The sequence below is a fragment of the Thauera phenolivorans genome (genome assembly GCF_001696715.1).
GTDB classification, from domain to species: Bacteria; Pseudomonadota; Gammaproteobacteria; order Burkholderiales; family Rhodocyclaceae; genus Thauera; species Thauera phenolivorans.
Genome location: NZ_MBFM01000002.1, coordinates 71,347 through 91,942 on the forward strand (window position 1 = coordinate 71,347; position 20,596 = coordinate 91,942).

At 62.7% G+C, this 20,596-nt stretch carries 16 protein-coding genes and 1 pseudogene; 12 read left to right on the forward strand and 5 right to left on the reverse strand.

What is annotated here, in order from left to right:
• Positions 1-145: 145 nt before the first annotated feature.
• The 11 genes from BB334_RS18085 to BB334_RS03910 all read left to right on the forward strand — a co-directional run bounded on the left by BB334_RS18085 (position 146) and on the right by BB334_RS03910 (position 12,984).
• A complete protein-coding gene (locus BB334_RS18085) occupies positions 146-310 on the forward strand; it encodes a hypothetical protein (protein ID WP_158014347.1) in 165 nt (54 codons plus the stop codon).
• A 170-nt stretch (positions 311-480) separates the two neighbouring features.
• Complete coding sequence (locus BB334_RS03880) at positions 481-1,599, forward strand: ISAs1 family transposase (protein ID WP_068804595.1); 1,119 nt, start codon at positions 481-483, stop codon at positions 1,597-1,599.
• A 650-nt stretch (positions 1,600-2,249) separates the two neighbouring features.
• Positions 2,250-3,659 carry a lipopolysaccharide biosynthesis protein gene (locus tag BB334_RS17440; protein ID WP_083200280.1) on the forward strand — a complete coding sequence of 470 codons (1,410 nt, stop codon included), beginning with the start codon at positions 2,250-2,252 and terminating at the stop codon, positions 3,657-3,659.
• A 119-nt stretch (positions 3,660-3,778) separates the two neighbouring features.
• On the forward strand, positions 3,779-5,140 hold the full coding sequence (locus BB334_RS03885) for an IS1380 family transposase (RefSeq protein ID WP_068804597.1): 1,362 nt from the start codon (positions 3,779-3,781) through the stop codon (positions 5,138-5,140).
• 540 nt (positions 5,141-5,680) lie between these two features.
• The gene (locus tag BB334_RS18090) at positions 5,681-6,934 is read left to right on the forward strand and encodes a hypothetical protein (protein WP_158014348.1); all 1,254 of its coding nucleotides are present in this window, start codon (positions 5,681-5,683) and stop codon (positions 6,932-6,934) included.
• Positions 6,935-6,980: 46 nt separating this feature from the next.
• Positions 6,981-8,105, forward strand: coding sequence for a glycosyltransferase family 4 protein (locus tag BB334_RS17445; protein WP_083200311.1), 1,125 nt, complete (start codon positions 6,981-6,983; stop codon positions 8,103-8,105).
• A gap of 8 nt (positions 8,106-8,113) precedes the next feature.
• Positions 8,114-8,707 carry a sugar transferase gene (locus tag BB334_RS03890; protein WP_269798988.1) on the forward strand — a complete coding sequence of 198 codons (594 nt, stop codon included), beginning with the start codon at positions 8,114-8,116 and terminating at the stop codon, positions 8,705-8,707.
• Positions 8,707-9,366, forward strand: coding sequence for an acetyltransferase (locus tag BB334_RS03895; RefSeq protein WP_068804601.1), 660 nt, complete (start codon positions 8,707-8,709; stop codon positions 9,364-9,366). Before BB334_RS03890 ends, BB334_RS03895 begins: the two co-directional genes overlap by 1 nt.
• Before the next feature lie 54 nt (positions 9,367-9,420).
• Complete coding sequence (locus BB334_RS03900) at positions 9,421-10,596, forward strand: DegT/DnrJ/EryC1/StrS family aminotransferase (protein WP_068804603.1); 1,176 nt, start codon at positions 9,421-9,423, stop codon at positions 10,594-10,596.
• Positions 10,596-10,973: a VanZ family protein gene (locus BB334_RS03905; RefSeq protein WP_068804605.1), complete on the forward strand. Its 378-nt coding sequence runs from the start codon at positions 10,596-10,598 to the stop codon at positions 10,971-10,973. Before BB334_RS03900 ends, BB334_RS03905 begins: the two co-directional genes overlap by 1 nt.
• On the forward strand, positions 10,966-12,984 hold the full coding sequence (locus tag BB334_RS03910) for a polysaccharide biosynthesis protein (RefSeq protein WP_068804606.1): 2,019 nt from the start codon (positions 10,966-10,968) through the stop codon (positions 12,982-12,984). Before BB334_RS03905 ends, BB334_RS03910 begins: the two co-directional genes overlap by 8 nt.
• A 589-nt stretch (positions 12,985-13,573) precedes the next feature.
• Here the strand turns inward: BB334_RS03910 and tnpC are convergent.
• The 5 genes from tnpC to BB334_RS03935 all read right to left on the reverse strand — a co-directional run bounded on the left by tnpC (position 13,574) and on the right by BB334_RS03935 (position 19,233).
• A complete protein-coding gene (tnpC, locus tag BB334_RS03915; RefSeq protein ID WP_068806079.1) occupies positions 13,574-15,253 on the reverse strand; it encodes an IS66 family transposase in 1,680 nt (559 codons plus the stop codon).
• Positions 15,254-15,275: 22 nt separating this feature from the next.
• Positions 15,276-15,635, reverse strand: coding sequence for an IS66 family insertion sequence element accessory protein TnpB (tnpB, locus tag BB334_RS03920; RefSeq protein ID WP_068804609.1), 360 nt, complete (start codon positions 15,633-15,635; stop codon positions 15,276-15,278).
• Positions 15,635-15,952 (reverse strand): IS66 family insertion sequence element accessory protein TnpA, encoded by a 318-nt coding sequence (tnpA, locus tag BB334_RS03925; protein ID WP_068804612.1) that lies wholly within the window; start codon positions 15,950-15,952, stop codon positions 15,635-15,637. Before tnpA ends, tnpB begins: the two co-directional genes overlap by 1 nt.
• 288 nt (positions 15,953-16,240) lie before the next feature.
• Positions 16,241-17,941, reverse strand: a complete 1,701-nt coding sequence (locus tag BB334_RS03930; protein WP_068804614.1) for an IS1634 family transposase — start codon at positions 17,939-17,941, stop codon at positions 16,241-16,243.
• Between the two features lie 80 nt (positions 17,942-18,021).
• The gene (locus BB334_RS03935; protein ID WP_198531173.1) at positions 18,022-19,233 is read right to left on the reverse strand and encodes an IS110 family RNA-guided transposase; all 1,212 of its coding nucleotides are present in this window, start codon (positions 19,231-19,233) and stop codon (positions 18,022-18,024) included.
• Positions 19,234-19,455: 222 nt separating this feature from the next.
• On the opposite strand from BB334_RS03935, the pseudogene BB334_RS03940 reads away from it, so the two are divergent.
• Positions 19,456-20,474 (forward strand): annotated as a pseudogene (locus tag BB334_RS03940) (NAD-dependent epimerase/dehydratase family protein).
• The last annotated feature ends 122 nt before the right edge of the window (positions 20,475-20,596 follow it).

The following is a 20,596-nucleotide window of genomic DNA, read 5'->3' on the forward strand; positions in this document are numbered from 1 at the left end:
TTTCCTGTGGGAGTTGACCTCTCAACAAACTTGATTGCCGTTGGTACGACTCCGCGATCCTGACGCCGACCTCACATCCCATGAACCAACATATCGAAGGCCCCTTCACCACCACATTTGGCTAAAGCCGCCATGGCATGTTGCCATGGTCAAACTCAACATGGGCATGCGGCGGATCGATTTTGATGTCGAGCACTTCGGTAAGCGCGCGTTCTGCGCTGAGTGCAGGTTTGAGCATCAGCCGATCTACGATCGGGTGTGGTGCAGTTGGGATAACCTGGAGTTCTTGCAGTTTGACGTGTCGGCGTGAGGGGATCAGGGCCTCCGCACTCGGAATGCATTTTCCCTGATCGCATAGCCACCTGGAAATAGTCGTTCACATTCAACATCTTATGCATTCATCTTGTGGACCCTTCGAAAATCACGTCTACTCTCGTCTTTTGGGCAAAGAGCGTGAGTGCGACGCAAAGGGGTTCCCTGATGAGCTATCTGGACGAAATCGATGATCCGCGCAAGCCGAGTAACGGCACCTTGCACGACTTCCGGGAGATCCTGGTGATCCTGATCGCCGCCGTGCTCTCGGATTGCGACACGGTCGAGGACATCACCTTCTGGGCGCGCACCAAGGAGGCGTGGCTGCGTCGCTTCCTCGTGCTCAAGAACGGCATCCCGTCCGAGGAGACCTTCCTGCGGATCCTGCGCGCGCTCGATCCGAAGCAGTTCGAGAACATGTTCCGGCGCTGGGTGGGCGGCGTGGTCGGTGCGCTCAGCGACGATGCGGGCCTGGCTGGCACGATCGCAATCGACGGCAAGACCGTGCGCGGCTCGGGCACCGGCGGCGAGAGCGCGATCCACATGGTCAGCGCCTTCGCCACCGAGCTCGGACTGGTGCTCGGCCAGGAGAAGGTCGCCGCCAAGAGCAACGAGATCACCGCGATTCCCGAGCTGCTCGAGGCGCTCTCGATCAAGGGCCTGCTGGTCACGATCGACGCCATGGGCTGCCAGAAAAGCATTGCCAAACAGATCGTTGCGAAGAAGGGCGACTACCTGCTGATGGTCAAGGGCAACCAGCCCAAGCTGCTCGAAGCGATCGAGACCGCCTTCATCGACCAGCACGGTGTTGAGTCGGTCGACCGCAGCGCGCTGGTCGAACGCGGCCACGGACGCACCGTTGGGCAGATCGCTTCGGTGCTCTCGGCCAAGGGCATCGTCGATCCGGCCGACTGGCCCAAATGTGTCACGATCGGGCGCATCGACTCCATGCGGGTGGTCGGCGACAAGGAATCCGATCTGGAGCGGCGCTACTACATCAGCTCGCGCGCCCTCACCGCCGAGCAACTGGCCACCGCAGTCCGTGCGCATTGGGGCGTGGAGAACCGGCTTCACTGGATCCTCGACGTCAGCTTCAGCGAGGACGCCAGCACGGTGGCCAAGGACAATGCGCCGCAGAACCTGTCGATGCTGCGCAAAATCGCGCTCAACATCATCCGCGCCGACAAGACCGACACGCGCAAGAGCAGCCTTCGGCTCAAGCGCAAGGGGGCGGCGTGGGATGACGGAGTACGGGAGCGCATGCTGGGGATTCGATCAATATGCTAGGCGAGTGCGGAGGCCCTGGTGAGGGGATGCGCAACATCGCCGCGCTAACCGCAACGCTGCAGGGACTGGCAATAAGGAAACACTGCGCTGGCAGCTAGGGGCCATACGCAAGAACCCTGGTCACTGAAGCCTCGCGCGTTGTGATGCGGTGAACTACACCGTTCAAGCTTCAAGAGCCGGCGGACTTGGCGGATCAAGCAGGGGCTGTGCATCGTCTTCAAGGAAGCTGGCGCGAGCGACAGCGAAAAGGTCGCGCATTGGGCGTAGATCAAATGGATGAACTGGGCTTTACGGTCTCTCTTGGCGTCCTTCAAGCGGCTGGCCGTACCCCGGTGCGGTGACCCTCGGCAGGCTCGACGGGCGCAAGCGAGGAACGGACTGCTCCAGCAAAGCAAGATCGCCTACCGCAGTTTCGGCGACCTCGACAACTTGATCACTATTCCTTACCTGCTCACATTTAAGTTGAGCATCTGCCCAAGAACTCCATGGTGTCGGCCATCCGCCGCGACTACGGGCACTACCGGTACGTTTGTTGAGAAGTCAATTTTCACTGCAAACCGCACAGAGCCAGAAAGAGCGTAACAGGATAAAGTGGTTTCGTGCGTGTTAAACGGCGAGAAAACGAGGCACAGGCCAAGATCGGAAGACGTATGACTCTTAAGAACATCATCGGGTTTGCAGTAGGCCCACTTGCGTCCGCGGGTTTGGGCTTGATTCTCGTCCCCGTCGTGGCATGGAGTTTTGCGCCATCAGATGTGGCACGAATGAACGTGTTTCAGATTGCAGTTTCTTTTTCTTTACTCTTTACAGTGCTAGGGCTAGATCAGGCCTATGTGCGCGAATATCATGAAACTAATAACAAGGGCCAATTATTACGGAGTTGTTTTCTTCCTGGTTTTATGCTGCTTGGTGCTGTCGGGGCTATTAGCCTCCCGTTTTCGGGTGACTTGGCTTTTCTGCTCTATGAGCGAGCGGACCCAGTTTTGTATTTTCTTACTGTGTCTGCTTTTTTTGCTTCGTACCTATCTCGCTTTTTAGCTCTAACATTAAGAATGCAGGGTCGAGGTTGGGCGTATTCAGTAAGTCAGGTAATTCCGAAAGTTTTGCAGTTAATTCTTGTGCTTGTTATTGTCATAACATTTTCGGCTAGAGATTTCTTGCAGCTACAAAGTACGATGCTGCTCTCTATGGTTGCTGTTGTCTTTTTTTGCGTGTGGAATACCCGGGTTGAGTGGAAAAACGCGTTAAAAAAAGATATTCAGTTTGCTGAATTAAAAAAACTACTGGCTTTTGGCTTCCCGTTAATGTTTTCGAGTTTAGCGTACTGGGGCTTGACCGCTGCTAGCACGCTTGCACTTCGTGCATGGTCTAGTTTAGATGAGCTCGCTGTCTACTCTGTTGCAGGCAGCTTCGCAGGGGCAGCAATCGTATTTCAATCGATCTTTACTGTGATATGGGCGCCGACGGTATATAGATGGGTTTCTGAAGGCGCAGATATGAGCGTGGTTGACCGCGTTGCAAAACAGGCAATGGCTATTATTTTCGCGATTGTCGCAATCTGTGGCAGTTTGTCTTGGCTTTGTGATTGGTTGTTGCCTAGTAGGTACAGCGACGTTAAATATATTCTGATGTGCATGTTGATGCAGCCGCTCCTTTATACGCTGTCGGAGATTACGTGTGTTGGTATTGGGATACAGCGTCGGACAATTCATTCGGTTTGGATTACTTTATTGGCCATGCTCATAAATATAGTGTTAGGTTATTTTCTTGTTCCGTCGCATGGTGCGGCTGGTGCCGCAGCCTCCAATGCGATTGCTTTCAGCGCATTCTTTTTTGCACGAACGGAAGTTTCGTCAAGAATTTGGCGGAGTATTCCGCGAGGAAATCTATATTTCTGTGTGACCTTGCTGGTTAGCCTCGCTATAGGGATGTCCTTCTGGGCGACGTTTTTCCAAAGCCTCGCTCACATATCATGGGTGCTCTTATTTCTCTTTTCCTTATATTTTTATCGGGAACAGTGGGTGGAGTTGGCTGCGTTGCTGGGTAAAAGCAGGCGCTAGATTGGTTAGCCAGGAAACACTGCCTCTCACCTGAATCCGTGTTCGCTTAGCCGGAAATCCAGCCTAACGCATTGATGTAATTGTATAATTACGCATCCGAGCCTTTCATCCAACCGACCATGCCGCGCTTCGAAGTCAAGCAATCCGCCAAGCTCAATCTGACGTCCTACTCGGGCCTGGCGTTGATCGGGCAGTGCTGCCAGGCGGCACAGGTCGAGGCGGTGATCGACCCGAGGCTGCCGGTGTCGCAGGGTATGCGGAGCTCGGACCTGGTCAAGTCGGTGGTGGGGCTGCTGAGCCTGGGCAAAAGCGACTTCGAGGCGATCGAGCCGTTTCGCGGCGACCGCTTCTTCAAGGAAGCGCTCGGGCTCGCCAAGGTGCCCGGCAGCGTGTGGATGCGCCAACGGCTCGATGCCCGCGCGGCCGAGCTGCGCGAGCTGACCGACGAGCTGAGCCTGCGCCTGCTCGAGCGCACCGAGGCGCCGATCACGGCGCACAAGGGCTACGTCTGCGCCGATCTGGACACCTTCGTGATGGACAACTCCGACACCAAGAAGGAGGCGGTCAGCCGCACTTACCAGGGCGTCGATGGCTACACGCCGATCGCGCTGTACCTGGGCAACGAGGGCTGGAACCTCGGCCTGGAGCTGCGCGCGGGGTCGCACCACTCGGCGCTGGAGACCGAGTATTTCTTCGAGCGCGCGTTCCCGCGCCTGCGCCGGGTGTGCGCGGCCGATGCGAAGCTGCTGTGGCGGGCCGACAGCGGCTTCGACAGCGCCCGGCTGCTGTTCGCGCTGGCCGACGAGCGCGATCGCTGGGCAGCGCTGGGGCGTTCGTTCGACTACCTCACCAAGTGGAATCCGCGCCGTCAGGACAAGACCGCCTGGGTGGACCGGGCCGAGGCCGCCGGCGTCTTCGAGGAAGTGCGCGCGGGCAAGCGGGTGGGGCTGCTGGACCTGAAGATCGACCGTGCCTGGAAGAAGGCCAAGCGCACGCTGCGTCTGGTGGTGCGGGTGACCGAGCGCACGATCGACAAGAAGGGCCAGCACCTGCTGACCCCCGAGATCGAGATCGAAGGCTGGTGGACCAGCCTCGAAGTGGCGATGGCCGACGTGATCGAGCTCTACAAGCACCACGGCACGCACGAGCAGTTCCACTCCGAGATCAAGACCGACCTGGACCTCGAGCGCCTGCCCTCGGGCAAGTTCGACCCCAACGACGCGGTCATGCATCTGGCCGCGTTCGCCTACAACTGCCTGCGCCTGATCGGCCAGCTCGGGCTGACCGGCGAGCTCTCGCCGATCCGTCACCCGGCCAAGCGCCGACGCATCAAGACAGTGCTGCAGGAGGTGATGTACCGTGCGGCGAAGTTCGTCGAACACGCCCGCCGCCTAGTGCTGGACTTCGGACGCGGCGTCGACGCGCATGAGAAGGTGTTCACCACGGTGCAGGCGCGACTGTGCGCGGTGGCTTCGCCGTGATGCAAATCCGACGGCCGAATTCTCCGAATCGAGGCCATTTCGCTGCGGCGAAAGGGCGACGGCCGCGTGGGAGCAGGAAAATGACGTAGCGCACCCCCCGTAAGCCCGGCTCGCCGGGCCTCCGGGCCGTGAAAGGACGGTGCTCGGGGCTGCGGTGAGCTGAGATTGGGAGTCAGGCAGCAGAAAAATCATGCGCTGGGGCTCGCGGAGCGGGTACGCGCTGAAGACAACACGGATTCAGGTCTGAGATTCTGCGGGAGATCTTGATTTAAGAAATGACGCTGCTGGTGGGTAAGTTAATGGTAATTTCGTATGTGCTTGCTGCGAGCTGCAGAAAAGGTGTGGTGTATCGTTATGGAATGCGGGTATTGCGGCGTGTAGAAGAAATTGGTGGTGTCGTAGCGATTGGGCTTCCGTAAGACTCTTGCGTTTAAATTAAAAAGGTCAGAGATCTCAGGCGGTTGAATGTCGATGAAGATGCAGAGGGGCGTTAGTCGCTGAGTATTTTTTTGGCGTAGTTGATTTTGTAAGGTGTTCCACGTGAATACGCAGAAGAGAGAAGAGATAATTAATCGCTTTGCACTTGCAAGTTTTTTCTTATTTTTTGTATCGTCTCAGATTAACTTTATATTTCCGGGTGCTTTAGAGCTGACATACGTTTTAATATTTATTTTTTCAGTAGTCGTAATGAGTGGGGGTGAAATCGAAAAAGTTTGGTTTAAGTACATAATATTGTTTTTCGTATTTTTTCTTCTTTCGTTGATAGTGTATTTTTATGGGGGGCGTGGTGATCTTCCGCCTAGACCTCTGTTTGTTTATAGCTTTCTGTTGGTCTGCTTGCTATTTGTTGGGGCTAATTTAAATAGGAGTGAATCATTAAGGGGGCGCGCGTTTGACGTGGTTAGGTTTTCGCTTTGGTTTGAGGTGTTCATTGTATTTGCACAGTTCAGCTATTTAGAGTGGGGTGTGGGACTCGCGCCGCGGGCGGAGAATGCTGAGTGGTCAGGGTCGTTGACTGGTAGTTATGGGAATCCAAACAATGTATCGGTAATGATTGTTTTGACAGTTTTGTTCTTGATTATTGTTGGAAAAATAAGGTTTGATATTTCCGGCTTTGGTATCTTATTGGCGTCTGGTGGTGCCGTTCTAATCTTGCTATCACGAACGGCGTTAATAGGGTATTTAACTGTTCTTTTTTATTTCTTTCTCAAAGAAAGTGATCTGGTTAATTTTAAGCTCTCCGGAAAGGTCTTGCGGGTATTTGGTTTGGCGATAATCTGTGGATTGCTAGCAGTTGGCGTTAATATAGAAGGCTTTGAGAGCAACGTGATTGCGCGTTCCATAGCAAAGTTTTCAACAATAAACGCACTTGTGGAGGATCAGTCAACGGAGTTTCGTATCTTGTCTTCCGTTAGGTTAGTCGAAAATATTGGAAGACTTGGCTTTGGGACAATGTCCGATTTGAACTATGGAAAATTCTTTGCGAGCTACGATAGTTCGCTCGCAAAAATGAATCCACATTCTTTTATTGTAGAGATTTCTTTTCTTTTGGGTTATGTGGGGCTTTCAATTGCGATCATTTTCTTTTGTTTTCTTTTCTATGATATCTATAGTGGGAGTATGTCCTTCGTCTTTTCCTGCTATGTGATAGCGCTGTTTTTACTGTTCCAGTTTGTTCCGTCTACTGTCTTCAGATTGCCGATGTTTTTCTATGTTATGGTGTTAATTTGTATTTTCGGCGGAGATCGGGCTGCGAGGCAGACGAGTCCTTCGGGGGGCGGTCGGGTACAGTAGGTTAAGCGTCTTTCTTGATGGGGCCTTTGATTGGTGAATGTGCAAAATGAAATTTCTTGTCATCGCTGGGTTTCCTGATTCGTTAATACAATTTCGGGGTGCGCTGTTAGATTCCTTACTGGCGTGCGGCCTATCGGTGGTCGTTGCAGCACCAGATCTGCCGGAGGGTAGTGCCGTGCGGACACTGCTTGAGGCGAAAGGGATCAAGGCGCACGATATCCCTTTGACGCGAACTGGTATGAATCCGGTGGCAGATTTGATTACGCTTATATATCTACGACGATTGATGCTTCGGGTTCGGCCGGACTTCGTTCTGGGGTATACGATTAAGCCGGTCATCTACGGGTCGTTGGCCGCAAGACTGGCAGGGGTGCCCAGATCTTTCGCCCTGATAACGGGATTGGGTTATGCGTTTACGGGCTCCCACGGTAGAGGGCTGCGTGGAGTAGTGCGCAGTTTGGCTCTAAGGCTCTATCGGTTGGCGCTGCGAGGTAGTAGTAAAGTTTTTTTTCAGAATCCTGACGACGAGGCTCTGTTTCGAAATTTGCGCTTGCTTACCGCATCGAAGCCGTCGTATGTCCTCAATGGCTCGGGCGTTGATCTGGCGCGGTTTTGCGTTGCGAGATTCCCAGAGACCCCCAGTTTTCTGCTTATTGCGCGACTGCTCGGTGATAAAGGCATTCGCGAGTATGCGGAAGCTGCGCGTCTGGTACGTTCGAAGTATCCAAGCGTCGTTTTCAGACTTGTTGGGTGGATCGACAGTAACCCCGATGCGATACGGTCGGATGAACTGGATGGATGGGTCCGGGATGGCACGCTTGATTATCTGGGGCGACTGGAGGACGTGCGGCACGCCATTGCGGATTGTAGCGTGTATGTGCTGCCGTCTTATCGGGAGGGTACTCCACGCACCGTGCTTGAGGCGATGGCGATGGGGCGGCCGGTGATCACGACCGATGCGCCGGGATGTCGAGAAACGGTTGTGGACGGTGATAACGGGTTTCTCGTACCAGTGAAGTCGGTAGGGGAGTTGGCGGAGGCGATGACGAGGTTTATCGAGGATCCGGAGCTGGCGCGTTGTATGGGTAGCCGGTCACGATTAATTGCCGAGGAGAAATATGACGTTCGTCGGGTGAATGCGGTAATGCTAAGAGAGATGGGGGTCCAATGATCAAACGGATGTTCGACGTCTTGGCTTCGGCGTTGGGCCTGTTGTTGCTCGCCCCGGTAATTCCAATCCTCGCCTGGCAGATCCGCAACAAGCTCGGCTCCCCCGTCCTCTTCCGCCAGACCCGCCCCGGCCTGCACGGCCAGCCCTTCCAGATGGTCAAGTTCCGCACCATGCGCGACGCCATCGGCCCGGACGGCCAGCCGCTGCCCGATTCCGAGCGCATGACGCCCTTCGGCAGCTTTCTGCGTTCGGCCAGCCTGGACGAGCTGCCCGAGCTGTGGAACGTGCTCAAGGGCGACATGAGCCTGGTGGGGCCGCGGCCGCTGCTGATGGAATACCTGCCGCTGTATTCGCCCGAGCAGGCGCGCCGCCACGCGGTGCGCCCGGGGGTGACGGGCTGGGCGCAGATCAACGGGCGCAATGCGTTGAGCTGGGAAGAGAAGTTTCGCCTGGACGTGTGGTATGTGGACAACCAGTCGTTCTGGCTCGACCTGAAGATCCTGGCGCTGACGGTGAAGAAGGTGTTCGTGCGCGAGGGGATCAGCGCGGCGGGCGAGGCAACGATGGCGAAATTCACCGGCTCGGCAGCGAGGGACAAGTGATGCAGGACGCGCTCTATTGCGTGTATGGCGCGAGCGGGTGCGGGCGCGGGATCATGCCGCTCGCGCGCGAGCAGGCGCGCGCGCTCGGAATGGCGGCGGACCGCCTGGTGTTCGTGGATGACGCGGCGCAGCCGGGCCAGGTGCTGAACGGGCAGCGGGTGCTGAGCTACGAAGCCTTTATGGCGGAACCCGCGGGCACGCGCTTTGCGGCGCTGGCGATCGCTAACAGTGCGGTGCGCGCGAAGCTGGCCGCGCGGCTGGAGGCGGACGGCGTGCGGCCGTGGACGGTGGCGGCGTCGAACGTGGTGGTGATGGACGAGGTGGAACTGGGGGAGGGCGCGCTGCTGAGCCCCTTCGTGACCCTGACCTCGAACATCCGGATCGGTCGCTTCTTCCACGCCAACCTGTATAGCTACGTCGAGCACGACTGCGTGATCGGCGACTTCGTGACCTTTGCGCCGGGCGTCCAGTGCAACGGCAACATCGTCATCGAGGATCGCGCCTACATCGGCACCGGTGCGGTGATCAAGCAGGGCAGGCCTGGCGAGCCGCTGGTGATCGGCCGCGGCGCGGTGGTGGGCATGGGCGCGGTGGTGACGAAGAGCGTGCCGGCGGGCGCCACGGTGGTGGGCAACCCGGCGCGGGTGATGCAGAAGTAGGGGCCGCGCTAGTGGCGGCCCTTTCAATCGAATGAATGGAATGACGAGTTCGTAATGCTCAATACGCCTTTTAGCCCTTGGCCCAACTTCACCGCGGAAGAGGCCGACGCGGTTCGCGATGTGGTGCTCTCCAACCGGGTGAATTACTGGACCGGCCAGGAATGCCGGCAGTTCGAGACCGAGTTCGCTGCGTGGGCGGGTACGGCGCACGCGGTGGCGCTGGCCAACGGCACGGTGGCGCTGGACGTGGCCCTGCAGGCGCTCGGCATCGGCCCGGGGGACGAGGTGGTGGTGACGCCGCGCACCTTCCTCGCCTCGGTGTCGAGCATCGTGAACGCGGGCGCCACCCCGGTGTTCGCCGAGGTGGATCGCGACAGCCAGAACATCACCGCCGACACCATCCGCGCGGTGCTGAGCCCGCGCACCCGGGCGGTGATCTGCGTGCACCTGGCGGGCTGGCCGTGCGACATGGACCCGATCATGGCGCTGGCCGAGGCGCACGGCCTGAAGGTGATCGAGGACTGCGCCCAGGCCCATGGCGCGCGCTACGAGGGGCGCGGCGTGGGTTCGATCGGCCATGTGGGGGCGTGGTCCTTCTGCCAGGACAAGATCATGACCACCGGGGGCGAGGGCGGCATGGTGACAACCAACGACCGCGCGCTGTGGTCGCGCATGTGGTCGCTCAAGGACCACGGCAAGAGCTGGGAGGCGGTGTACGAGCGCGAGCACCCGCCCGGCTTCCGCTGGCTGCACGAGAGCTTCGGCACCAACTGGCGGATGATGGAGATGCAGGCGGCGATCGGCCGCATCCAGCTGCGGCGCATGCCGGCCTGGCACGCAGAGCGGGTGCGCAACGCGAACGCGATCTGGCACGCGGCGCGCGCGCTGCCCGGCCTGCGCGTGCCGGAGGTGCCCGCCGACATCGAGCACGCCGCCTACAAGTGCTACGTGTTCGTCGAGCCGCAGGCGCTGAAGCCGGGCTGGAGCCGCGACCGCATCCTGCACGAGATCAACGCGCTGTCGGTGCCGTGCTACTCGGGCTCGTGCTCGGAGGTGTATCTGGAGAAGGCCTTCGACGGCACCGGCTGGCGGCCGGAGACGCCGCTGGCGGTGGCGCGCGAGCTGGGCGAGACGAGCCTGATGTTCCTGGTGCATCCCGGCCTGAGCGCGGACGAGATCCAGCGCAGCTGCGACGCCCTGGCGCAGGTGATGACGCGGGCGGCGGGCTGATGGGCGAGCGCCTGAGCGCACTGCTGCGGCTGGTGTTCTGGGGCGCGTGCGCGGCGATCGCGGTGGCGTCGCTGCTGCCCGGCCCCTGGCTGCCGCCGGCGGCCTTCGACCTGTGGGACAAGGCGCAGCACGGGCTGGCCTTCCTGCTGCTGGCGGTGCTCGGGTTCGGGGCTTTTCCGGGGGCGGTGGGCCGGGTCGCGCTCGGGCTGCTGGCCTACGGCGTCGCCATAGAGCTCGCCCAGGCCGCGACCGGCTGGCGGTATGGCGACTGGCAGGACTGGCTGGCCGATGCGGTGGGGGTGCTCGCCGGCTATCTGATGTGGGGATTGGGTCGGGCAGTGACCGACGATCGAAGAAAGGCGGAATGTGATGCGTAGTTCACTGTTACGGCTGCCGCGCCGCTACAAGCGCGTGCTGCAGGTGGCGGCCGACGTGGTGCTGGTGTGGGCGGCCTTGTGGCTGGCTTTTCTGATCCGGCTGGAGGCAGTGGGCCCGATCGAACCCTTCGGCGGCCATGCCTGGCTGTTTCTGCTCGCGCCGGTGGTGACGCTGCCGTTCTTCGTGGTGCTCGGCCTGTATCGGGCGGTGCTGCGCTACGTGGGGCGCCACGCGCTGATCACGATCGGCAAGGCGGTGACGCTGGCGACGATGGTGCTGTTCATGGTGGTGCTCCTGATGCCGGCGCAGGAGGTGGTGGTGCCGCGCTCGGTGCCGGTGATCTACTGGGGCACGGCGATGTTGCTGCTCGGCGGGCTGCGTTTGCTGATGCGCAATTACTTCGTCGCCGACGGGGTCGCGAGCCCGAGCGGCGAGCGCAAGCCGCGGGTGCGGGTGGTGCCGCGTCCGCAGCGACCCGCGGCGGCGATCTACGGCGCGGGCACGGCGGGCAACCAGATCGTGAGCGGTCTGCGCGCGGGCAACGAGCTGCGGCCGGTGGCCTTCGTGGACGACGACCCCTCGCTGTGGAACACGGTGGTGGGCGGCTTGCCGGTGTATGCGCCGCACGACATCGGCCGCATGCTGGCGGCGACCGGCGCCACCGAGATGCTGCTGGCGATTCCGTCGGCGCCGCGGCGGCGGCGGCGCGAGATCCTCGCGCTGCTCGATCCCTACCCGGTGCACGTGCGCACGCTGCCGGGCCTGAAGGCGCTGTGCGAAGGCTCGGTGAAAGTGGAGGACCTGCGGGACGTGGAGATCGACGACCTGCTAGGCCGCGAGCCGGTGGCGCCCGAGCGCGGGCTGTTCGAGCGCTGTATCGTGGGCCAGGCGGTGATGGTGACCGGCGCGGGCGGCTCGATCGGCTCGGAGCTGTGCCGTCAGATCGTCACCTGCCGGCCGCGGGCGCTGGTGCTGTTCGAGCATTCGGAGTTTGCGCTGTATTCGATCCAGACCGAGCTCGAGCGCGTGATCCGCTCGCGCGGGCTGGCGATCGAGCTGGTGGGCATCCTCGGCTCGGTGCGCAACAACGAACGCATGCTCGACGCCTTGAACGCCTGGCGGGTGGACACGGTGTACCACGCGGCGGCCTACAAGCATGTGCCGATCGTGGAACACAACGTCGCCCAGGGCTTCTTCAACAACACCATGGGCACGCTGCTCTCGGCGCAGGCGGCGATTCGCGCCGGGGTGAGCAACTTCGTGCTGATCTCCACCGACAAGGCGGTGCGCCCGACCAACGTCATGGGCGCGACCAAGCGCCTGGCCGAGCTCGTGCTGCAGGCGCTGGCGGCCGAGCGCGCGCCGGTGCTGTTCCGCGAGGAGGCGCGCGGCGCGGTGGAAAACCGCACCCGCTTCACGATGGTGCGCTTCGGCAACGTGCTCGGCTCGTCGGGCTCGGTGATCCCGCTGTTTCGCGAGCAGATCCGCCGCGGCGGGCCGGTGACGGTGACCGACCCGCGCATGACGCGCTACTTCATGACCATCCCCGAGGCCGCGCAGCTGGTGATCCAGGCCGGGTCGATGGGCGAGGGCGGTGACGTCTTCGTGCTCGACATGGGCGAGCCGGTGAAGATCGTCGAGCTGGCCGAACGCATCGTGCATCTGTCGGGGCTGACGGTGCGCTCCAACGAGCGCCCCGAGGGCGACATCGAGATCCTGTTCACCGGCCTGCGCCCGGGCGAAAAGCTCTACGAGGAGCTGCTGATCGGCGACAACGTGCTGCCCACCGCCCACCCGATGATCATGCGCGCCACCGAGGAGCGCCTGCCCTGGAGCGAGCTCGTGCCCGCCCTGCAGTCCATCGTCGAAGCCATCCAGCACGCCGACTACCCGCGCGTGCGCGAGCTGCTGCAGGCGCTGGTGAGCGGGTACACCCCGGACGAGCGCCTCGTGGATCTGATCTACACGCGGCGGGCGGGGCTGGAAGACGCCCCCAGCGCCGCCGCCTGACCCACGCACGGGTCTTGTAGGAGCGCACCCCCGTGCGCGATAACGGCGGTTGTGCGGGCGATGCGGCGGTTATCGCCCTGGGGGCAGGGCTCCTTCTATGAGGCCTCCGCTGTCAACCTTCTCCGGTTTTCGGTTTTTCCCCCGGAACGGGGTCAAGGGCGGGCCGCGAAGCGGACCGGCGTAGCGCACCCTTGACCCCGTGAAGGGGGCCTTAGGCTCGCGCAGGGTCGTCGGTCCGGCCACACCGGGCCGACGACCCTGCCGAACCCCTTGCCTGTTTTGTTCGACATCGTTTCCGCCTTGCGCCTGCCCGCGGTGTTGCGGTCCATCTTGCTGCGCACAGCGTCGATGCAAGGTTCATGGGTCGATCCATCGCGTGAGAGGACTGAGCCTGTCACCACCTTCTATCCGTACCGCGCCCGCGCTCGGGCTGCGGTGACCTAAAACTGCATACGCCCGCAGGCGGCAGTCCGACCCATCGTGTGCGGTGCCCCTTCTACAAGGTCGGTGCCTTCATGCACCCAGGAGCCCTTCGGGCGACCGCGAAACCTTCGTAAGCGCTCCACGAACCCCATCCTTCCGGGGCTCGCTACGCTGTGATCAACTGCTCAGCCTTGAGACTCCAGGGCAGGAGGGCCTCGAAGTGTTCGACGGTGGTCGCGGTAGGCAAGGCGCGCAGTACGTGGCGCAGCCACAGGTACGGCTCGACGTTGTTGGCCTTGGCGGTCTCGATCAGCGAGTAGATGAGCGCGCTGGCACGCGCGCCGGCCTGGGTGTCCGAGAAGAGCCACGCCTTCCTCCCAACGACGAAGGGTCGGATGGCGTTTTCGGCCGGGTTGTTGTCGATCGGCAGGTCGCCGCGCTCGAGGTAGCGCGTCAGTCGCGGCCACTGCCGATGCAGGTAGCCTAGGGCACCGCCGAGTATCGAGGTGGGCGGCACGGTGGGGAGCACCTGATCGAGCCAACCGCGAAGCTCACCGATGACGGCACGGCTTCGGCTCTGGCGTAGCGCCAGACGCTCGGCGTCGTTCAGTTCGCGCGCCTCCTTCTCGATGGCGTAGAGCTTGCCGATCAGGGCCAGCGCCTCGTGGGCGCGACCACGCTTGCCTTCGGGCAGCACCTTGCCGGCATCGACGAAACGACGGCGTGCATGGACCCAGCAACCGAGCCGGGTCACCCCTTCGGTGAAGGCAATGGCGCCGTAGCTCTCGAGCCCGTCGGCCATCAGATGCCCCTTCCAGCCTTCGAGCAGGCGCAAGGGCACCGCCTGCGCGCGGCTCGGATCGTACTCGAAGAGAATCACCGGCCTACCCGGCGGGCCACCGCGCTGCACCCACATCTGGCTCTTGCTGGTCGCCGCCCGGCCAGGCTCCTTGAGCACCTGGACCGGGGTTTCGTCCATGTGGATGACGTCGTGCCCGAGCAGCACATCGCGCATCAGGTTGGCGACCGGCTGCAGTGCCCGTGCGGTGCCGATCACCCAGCGCGCCAGGGTCTGGCGCGGCACGAGCACGCCTGCGCGGGCGAGCACGTACTCGAAACGCGCCAGCGGCAGCCCATCGACGTACTTGGTGACGAGCAGCATCGCCAGCAGGTCGTTGCTCGCGTTGCTCTTGGGTAGCACCTGCGCCGGGGCGCGGGCGCTGACGGGCGCCTGGTCGCCCTTGGGACAGCCGTAGCGCTTCTTGATGTGGCGCAGCACGCGCACCTGCATCGGCACGATATCGAGCTGTTCGCTGACGTCCTGGCCGATCTCGACCATGGGCGTGCCGCAGGCGCAGGTGCGCTCGGCCTCGGGGACGTCATGGATGACGTCGATGCGCGGCAGCTCGATGGGCAAGGGCTTGCGCTTGCCGCGCGCCTTCTTCTTGCCGGCGTCGGCCGGGGTCTGGCCAGACGGCTCGGTGGCCGGGGGCGGCAGAGTCGCGGTGTCGTCCGCCTCGGGTGCGGATGCGGCCAGCGCTTCGGCCTCGTCGAAGAGCCAGCCCTGGCCCGCGTGCGATTCGCTGCTGGGCCCGAACATGCGCCGACGCGCCAGGCGTAGTTGCTCGTAGATCTCGAGGATGCGCGCCTCGAAGGCCTTTTGCAGTTCCGCCTCGCGGGCATCAAAGGCTGCCTGCCGTTCGGCTTCACGTGCCTCGAACGCCTGCTGCTGTGCCAGCAGCAAAGCTTTGAGCGCCGCTGGATCGTCGGGCAACTGCTCGGGGAGGACGGATGCGCACACGCCGACGGCGGGGTTCGAGCGAGGGACGGCGGTACGTTGCGGCATGCCGGAATTATACCCGATCATGCTACGTAACTGATTGGTAATGCAGCGTTTTATGCGGTTTAGCCGCCCACAGATCGAAGCCTTCGAGCAGCCACTCAAGCTCCTTCATCGTCAGCGTGCAGGTGGGCTGGCCCGCCTCGGCCGCCGGCCAGGCGAAGCGCTCGGCTTCGAGTCGCTTGTACCAGAGGCAGAAGCCGTTGCGGTGCCAGTACAGCGCCTTGAGCTTGTCGCGGCGGCGGTTGATGAACAGGTACAGCGCGTCGCCGAACGGGTTTAGCCCCAGTTCCTGCTCGACCAGCGCCGACAGCCCGCCGATGGATTTGCGGAAGTCGATCGCCGGCCGGTACAGATACACCGCGCCGATGGTGTGCCCCGGATGCATCAGCGCCTCCGCTCCGAGAGCGCCGCCGACAGCGCGGCCAGCCAGTCGACGCCGGGCAGCGTCGCGCACTCGAGCCGCAGCTGTGCGCCGATCATTACCGTGCAGCCCGTGCGGGCCGTCATCGAAGGCTCGATCTGGATCGGAACGAATCCGCCAAGCTTGGCGCGGCTGCGGCGACCGCCGGCCACCAGGCGCTTACGCCATTGGTAAAGCGCTTGCGGCGACAGGCCCTCGCGCTCGGCGTAGGCCTTCGTGGTGATGCCCTCGGCCTCGATCGCCGACAGGTGCGACAACCAAAACGTGCTGCGCTCCGACATGCTCGTGCTCCCCGGAAAACGGAAGCCGAAGCATGCGGGCTCACCCAGGGCTACGTAAGGATGGGGTTCGTGGAGCGCTTACAAACCTTCTTCAACCTGTACGCGCACGCATCGACCGAACCACTCGGGATCAACGCGGCGCATCTGCCCTGCATCCAACTCAAACGGGCGCGCCCCTGCAGCCCGCGTTGCGCGTCACGCCCGGACCGCTTTGAGCCGGGCCCCCCGAGTTCGACAGTTACGCTCGCAAGTGCTTGTTTTTGCGAGAGCGCACTTTCAAAAATGCCACTACAACAGCGCCAACTGCTCCGGCGCCGCTGGCTTTTCGATTCCTAAGGCATGAAGCACCTCATGCTGCTCCGTGCTGAGCGTCGACACCCCCGCCACCGGCTCACAGCCGTTCAGTCGCACCCGGTGATGCTGGATGCGCTGTAGTTGCTCAAGCGCCCGCTCGGGCGTGTAGCCCGCGTCGGCCGCCTTGAGTCGGCTGCGCATCACGCGATGCAGGATCAGCGCCATGAAGCAGATCGACGCATGCGCGCGGATCCGCTCGGGCAGGCGGTGATACACCGGACCGATCTCGATCTCGGACTTGAGCACCTTGAAACCGCGCTCGATGTCGGCGAGCGACTTGTAGCGCTGAATCACGTTCTGCGTGGACAGGTCCTCGGCGTTGGTGACCAACAGCATCTTGCCGTCCATCATTTCGGCAAGACGCTTCGCCTTCTCGTCGATGTGGTAGCTGAAGAGTTCTTCACCCAGATCCACCTTGAGAATGCGCGACAGGTGCGCTTCGCTGACCGCGCGGTAGAAGCGCGCCTTGGCGCCGCTATCCGAGAGCTTGCGCCCCCGGTGCTTCACGCCTTCGTCTTGTTCGGTGAGCTTGCCGCTCCATTGGTCTGCCTGGCGGATCAGCGCGTCGATGCGTTCGTTGCGTTGTTCGGTCTTCGTGGCGGCCGTCACCGGATCGTGCGCGACCACCAGCCGCAGATCGTTCCAGGGCTGCTCCGAGATCACTTCCTGCGTGGCGGTGCCGCACTGTTGTTCGTGGAAGGGTTCGAGCAGCTCGATGAACTCGTTGTATCGCCGGCCCGGCACCGCGACGATGAATTCGAGCGGCTTGCCGCTGGCCAGGCGCACGGCTTTCAGCGCCTCCAGATTGTCCAGGCTGAGCAGCCCCCGGTCGGCGACCAGCACCAGGCGCTGCACCGACGGGAAGCGCTCGAGCACCTTGGTCAGCGTGGGCAGCAGCGTGCGCGTCTCCGCCGTGTTGCCGTCGAACACCTCGTGGTAGATCGGCAACCCCTCGGCGGTCTGCACCACGCCGAGCATGAACTGGCGGGCGATCAGCCCTTCCTTGGCCATGCCGTACTGGCGCACGTCGCCGGGCTGCTGGCTGAGCCCTTCGCTGCGGATCGTGGTGAGGTCGTAGAACACCACCGACAGATCCTGGTCGATCAGCGGGCGCAGCAGCCCGGCGACCACGGCATCGACCTCGTCCTGGTGATCCATCAGCGCATCGAGGCTGCGCAGCAACTGCTGGTGCGTGACCGCCTTTGGCCGGAAGTCGGGCAGCGCCACGGTCTGCACCCAGCGCAGCACGCCGAGCTTGGATTCGGGGTCGCACAGACGGTTGAGCACCATCAGCCGGATCAGCGCCTCCACGTCGGTGGTGCGGCTCGTGCGGCGGAACACCCGACGCAGCCCCGAGAAGCCCAAGGAGTTCCACAACTCGGTCAGCGCCCATACGTCGCCGAGCGCACGCGCGGACTCGAACGTCACCGTCTGCGCCGGCGGTTTGGCGCCCATCGGCGCGCGGCCGGTGATCTTCAGCAGGCCGTTGATCACCGCGTCGAGCGAACCATCGACCTGCTCGGCACGGCCGAGCGTGGCGACGGTGCGCTTCTTCACCCGTCCGGCTTCGTCGCGATAGGACTCGACGAGCTGGACGTAGCGGCGGCCTCCGGAGGTGGTGAGCTTGACGTGCATGCCGCCACTTTACCCAGGCGCAAGACCTCGTCAAGTTTGAAGGTGGCTGTTACAAACGTGCCACCACATCACTTTTGCGATCATGGCCTTGAAACCCGCGCCAGTGCTGAAGGCACTTTCCGAAAAGGGGCGAAAATCGGGGTTAAGTGTCGAACCCCGGGGGCCCCCGCGGGGCGCTCGCCCGTGTCCAGGTAGCGCCACAGGGCCACCAGCAGCTTGCGTGCGACCGCCACGATGCCCACCCGCTTGTGGCGCTTGCTCGTGCCGGCAAAGCGCTCGGCGTACCAGCGGCTGATCGCACTGTCGGGCTGGTGGCGCAACCACAGCCACGCGATCTCGACCGCCAGCGCCCGCACCCGCTGGTTGCCCGCCTTGCTGATGCCCTGCTCGCGCTGCATCTGCCCGCTCGCGTAGGGCGTGCCCGTCAGCCCGGCCAGCGCACCGACCTGCTTGCCGTTCTTGAACTGCCGCCAGCCGAAGAACTCCATCACGAACACCCACGCCGCCACCGGACCGATCCCCTTGAGCTGGCGCAGCGCCCGCACCATCGCCATCGCCCCGCCCGCCTCGGCCGCCTCGCGCACGCGGCGCGCCTGCTCCTTCTCGATCGCCGTGATCTGCGCCTGCACCATCGCCAGGCGTTCGCTCTCGCGACGCACCTGCGCCATCAGGTCGGCCGGGAGCGCACGACCGTCGTGGCGCCTGAGCGCCATCAGTGCCGCGGCCCACTGCTTGCCACCCACCCGCTCGACCCGCACCCCCTGGGCGAACAGCAAGGCCTTGATCCGCAGCACATGAGCCGTGCGCTCCTTCTTGAGCCGCTCGAGCTCGCGGTGCAGCAGCCGTCCTTCCTCGTCCTGCTCCGAGGGCACCTTCGCCACCTTCCAAACCCCCCATTCGCCCCCGTGGTACTGGCGCAGCTTCGACAGCAGCGACTGCAGATCCACCCGATCCGTCTTCGCCCGACGCGCCTGACGGCTCACCTCGATGCTCGCCGGATCGACCACCACGTTCTGCACGCCCCAGCCCTCGAGCAGCCGGTGCAGCCAGAACCCGTCCCGGCCCGCCTCGTAGCAGCAGCGCACCAACGCCCCCTCAGGCACGCCCAGCTTGTGCCGCGCCTCGTCGAGCGCCTGGCGCAGCGCGCTCACCTCGCCACCGGGCACGTTCTTGATCCGCCGCTTGCCCTGATACTCGAAGCCGACCTTCCACGTCGACTTGCTCAGCTCCAGCGCCATGTACAACACCCCAACCCATCCACTATCGTTCGCTTGAAGGGCCATCTGTGCCATCTTTTCCTCCTGTTATCCCGTGCAACCGGTTCAGGTGGAGAGAGACCGGATGGCCCTTCATAGTTTCTACAGGGGTTGCCGGCTTCTGTATGGCCTTGCCGGGCGGCATGAGTGCCGCTTTGTCAGCTTCGACGCGCGGATCGACCCGGCCAACGTGAATGGCGCGCAAGCCAAGCACTGGCTCACGCTCCAGCGATGAGAACCCTCCGCATGAAGGTAACCATGAACTGCTACGCCTCCCTGCAGACCACCCTCCAACAAGCCCCCCGCACCTGGCTCGTCACCGGCGTGGCCGGCTTCATCGGCTCGAACCTGCTGGAGACCCTGCTCAAGCTCGACCAGACGGTCGTCGGCCTCGACAACTTCGCCACCGGCCACCAGCGCAACCTCGACGAGGTGCAGACGCTGGTCTCGCCGCAGCAATGGGCCAAATTCCGCTTCATCGAAGGCGACATCCGCGCGCTCGACGACTGCCGCCGCGCCTGCGAGGGCGTGGACTACGTGCTCCACCAGGCCGCCCTCGGCTCGGTGCCGCGCGCCTCGCCGACCCGCTCACCACCAACGCCGCCAACATCGACGGCTTCCTCAACGTGCTGGTCGCCGCGCGCGACGCCGAGGTGAAGAGCTTCACCTACGCCGCCAGCAGCTCCACCTACGGCGACCACCCCGGCCTGCCCAAGGTGGAAGACACCATCGGCAAGCCGCTCTCGCCCTATGCGGTGACCAAGTACGTGAACGAGCTCTATGCCGACGTGTTCGCCCGCGCCTACGGCTTCACCACCATCGGCCTGCGCTACTTCAACGTCTTCGGCAAGCGCCAGGACCCGGCCGGCGCCTACGCTGCGGTGATCCCCAAATGGACCGCGGCGATGATCGCGGGCGAGGACGTCTTCATCAACGGCGACGGCGAGACCAGCCGCGACTTCTGCTTCGTCGACAACGCGGTGCAGGCCAACCTGCTCGCCGCCACCGCCACCGACGAAGCCGCCCGCAACCAGGTGTACAACGTCGCCGTGGGCGATCGCACCACGCTCAATCAGCTCTTCGAAGCGCTGCGCCAGGCGCTCGGCGAGAACGGCGTGGCCTACGACAAGGCCCCGATCTACGGCGACTTCCGCGCCGGCGACGTCCGCCACTCCCAGGCCGACATCGGCAAGGCCGAGCGCCTGCTCGGCTACGCCCCCAGCCACACCATCCTCGCCGGCATCCAGGCGGCGATGCCGTGGTACATCGCGAATTGACGGGAAAAGGGTGCGACCGCGCCGCCCGCGGTCTGTAGGAGCGCTGCCCTCAGCGCGATAAACGGCGGCTGTGTTGGCGATTACGGCTGCTATCGCCCTGGGGGCAGGGCTCCTACACGGGA

Excerpts from the sequence above, each read along its gene's own strand:
- BB334_RS18085 (WP_158014347.1), top strand. The coding sequence starts at position 146 with ATGGTCAAACTCAACATGGGCATGCGGCGGATCGATTTTGATGTCGAG.
- BB334_RS03880 (WP_068804595.1), top strand. The coding sequence starts at position 481 with ATGAGCTATCTGGACGAAATCGATGATCCGCGCAAGCCGAGTAACGGC.
- BB334_RS17440 (WP_083200280.1), top strand. The coding sequence starts at position 2,250 with ATGACTCTTAAGAACATCATCGGGTTTGCAGTAGGCCCACTTGCGTCC.
- BB334_RS03885 (WP_068804597.1), top strand. The coding sequence starts at position 3,779 with ATGCCGCGCTTCGAAGTCAAGCAATCCGCCAAGCTCAATCTGACGTCC.
- BB334_RS17445 (WP_083200311.1), top strand. The coding sequence starts at position 6,981 with ATGAAATTTCTTGTCATCGCTGGGTTTCCTGATTCGTTAATACAATTT.
- BB334_RS03890 (WP_269798988.1), top strand. The coding sequence starts at position 8,114 with ATGTTCGACGTCTTGGCTTCGGCGTTGGGCCTGTTGTTGCTCGCCCCG.
- BB334_RS03895 (WP_068804601.1), top strand. The coding sequence starts at position 8,707 with ATGCAGGACGCGCTCTATTGCGTGTATGGCGCGAGCGGGTGCGGGCGC.
- BB334_RS03900 (WP_068804603.1), top strand. The coding sequence starts at position 9,421 with ATGCTCAATACGCCTTTTAGCCCTTGGCCCAACTTCACCGCGGAAGAG.
- BB334_RS03905 (WP_068804605.1), top strand. The coding sequence starts at position 10,596 with ATGGGCGAGCGCCTGAGCGCACTGCTGCGGCTGGTGTTCTGGGGCGCG.
- BB334_RS03910 (WP_068804606.1), top strand. The coding sequence starts at position 10,966 with ATGCGTAGTTCACTGTTACGGCTGCCGCGCCGCTACAAGCGCGTGCTG.
- tnpC (WP_068806079.1), bottom strand. The coding sequence starts at position 15,253 with ATGCCGCAACGTACCGCCGTCCCTCGCTCGAACCCCGCCGTCGGCGTG.
- tnpB (WP_068804609.1), bottom strand. The coding sequence starts at position 15,635 with ATGCATCCGGGGCACACCATCGGCGCGGTGTATCTGTACCGGCCGGCG.
- tnpA (WP_068804612.1), bottom strand. The coding sequence starts at position 15,952 with ATGTCGGAGCGCAGCACGTTTTGGTTGTCGCACCTGTCGGCGATCGAG.
- BB334_RS03930 (WP_068804614.1), bottom strand. The coding sequence starts at position 17,941 with ATGCACGTCAAGCTCACCACCTCCGGAGGCCGCCGCTACGTCCAGCTC.
- BB334_RS03935 (WP_198531173.1), bottom strand. The coding sequence starts at position 19,233 with ATGGCACAGATGGCCCTTCAAGCGAACGATAGTGGATGGGTTGGGGTG.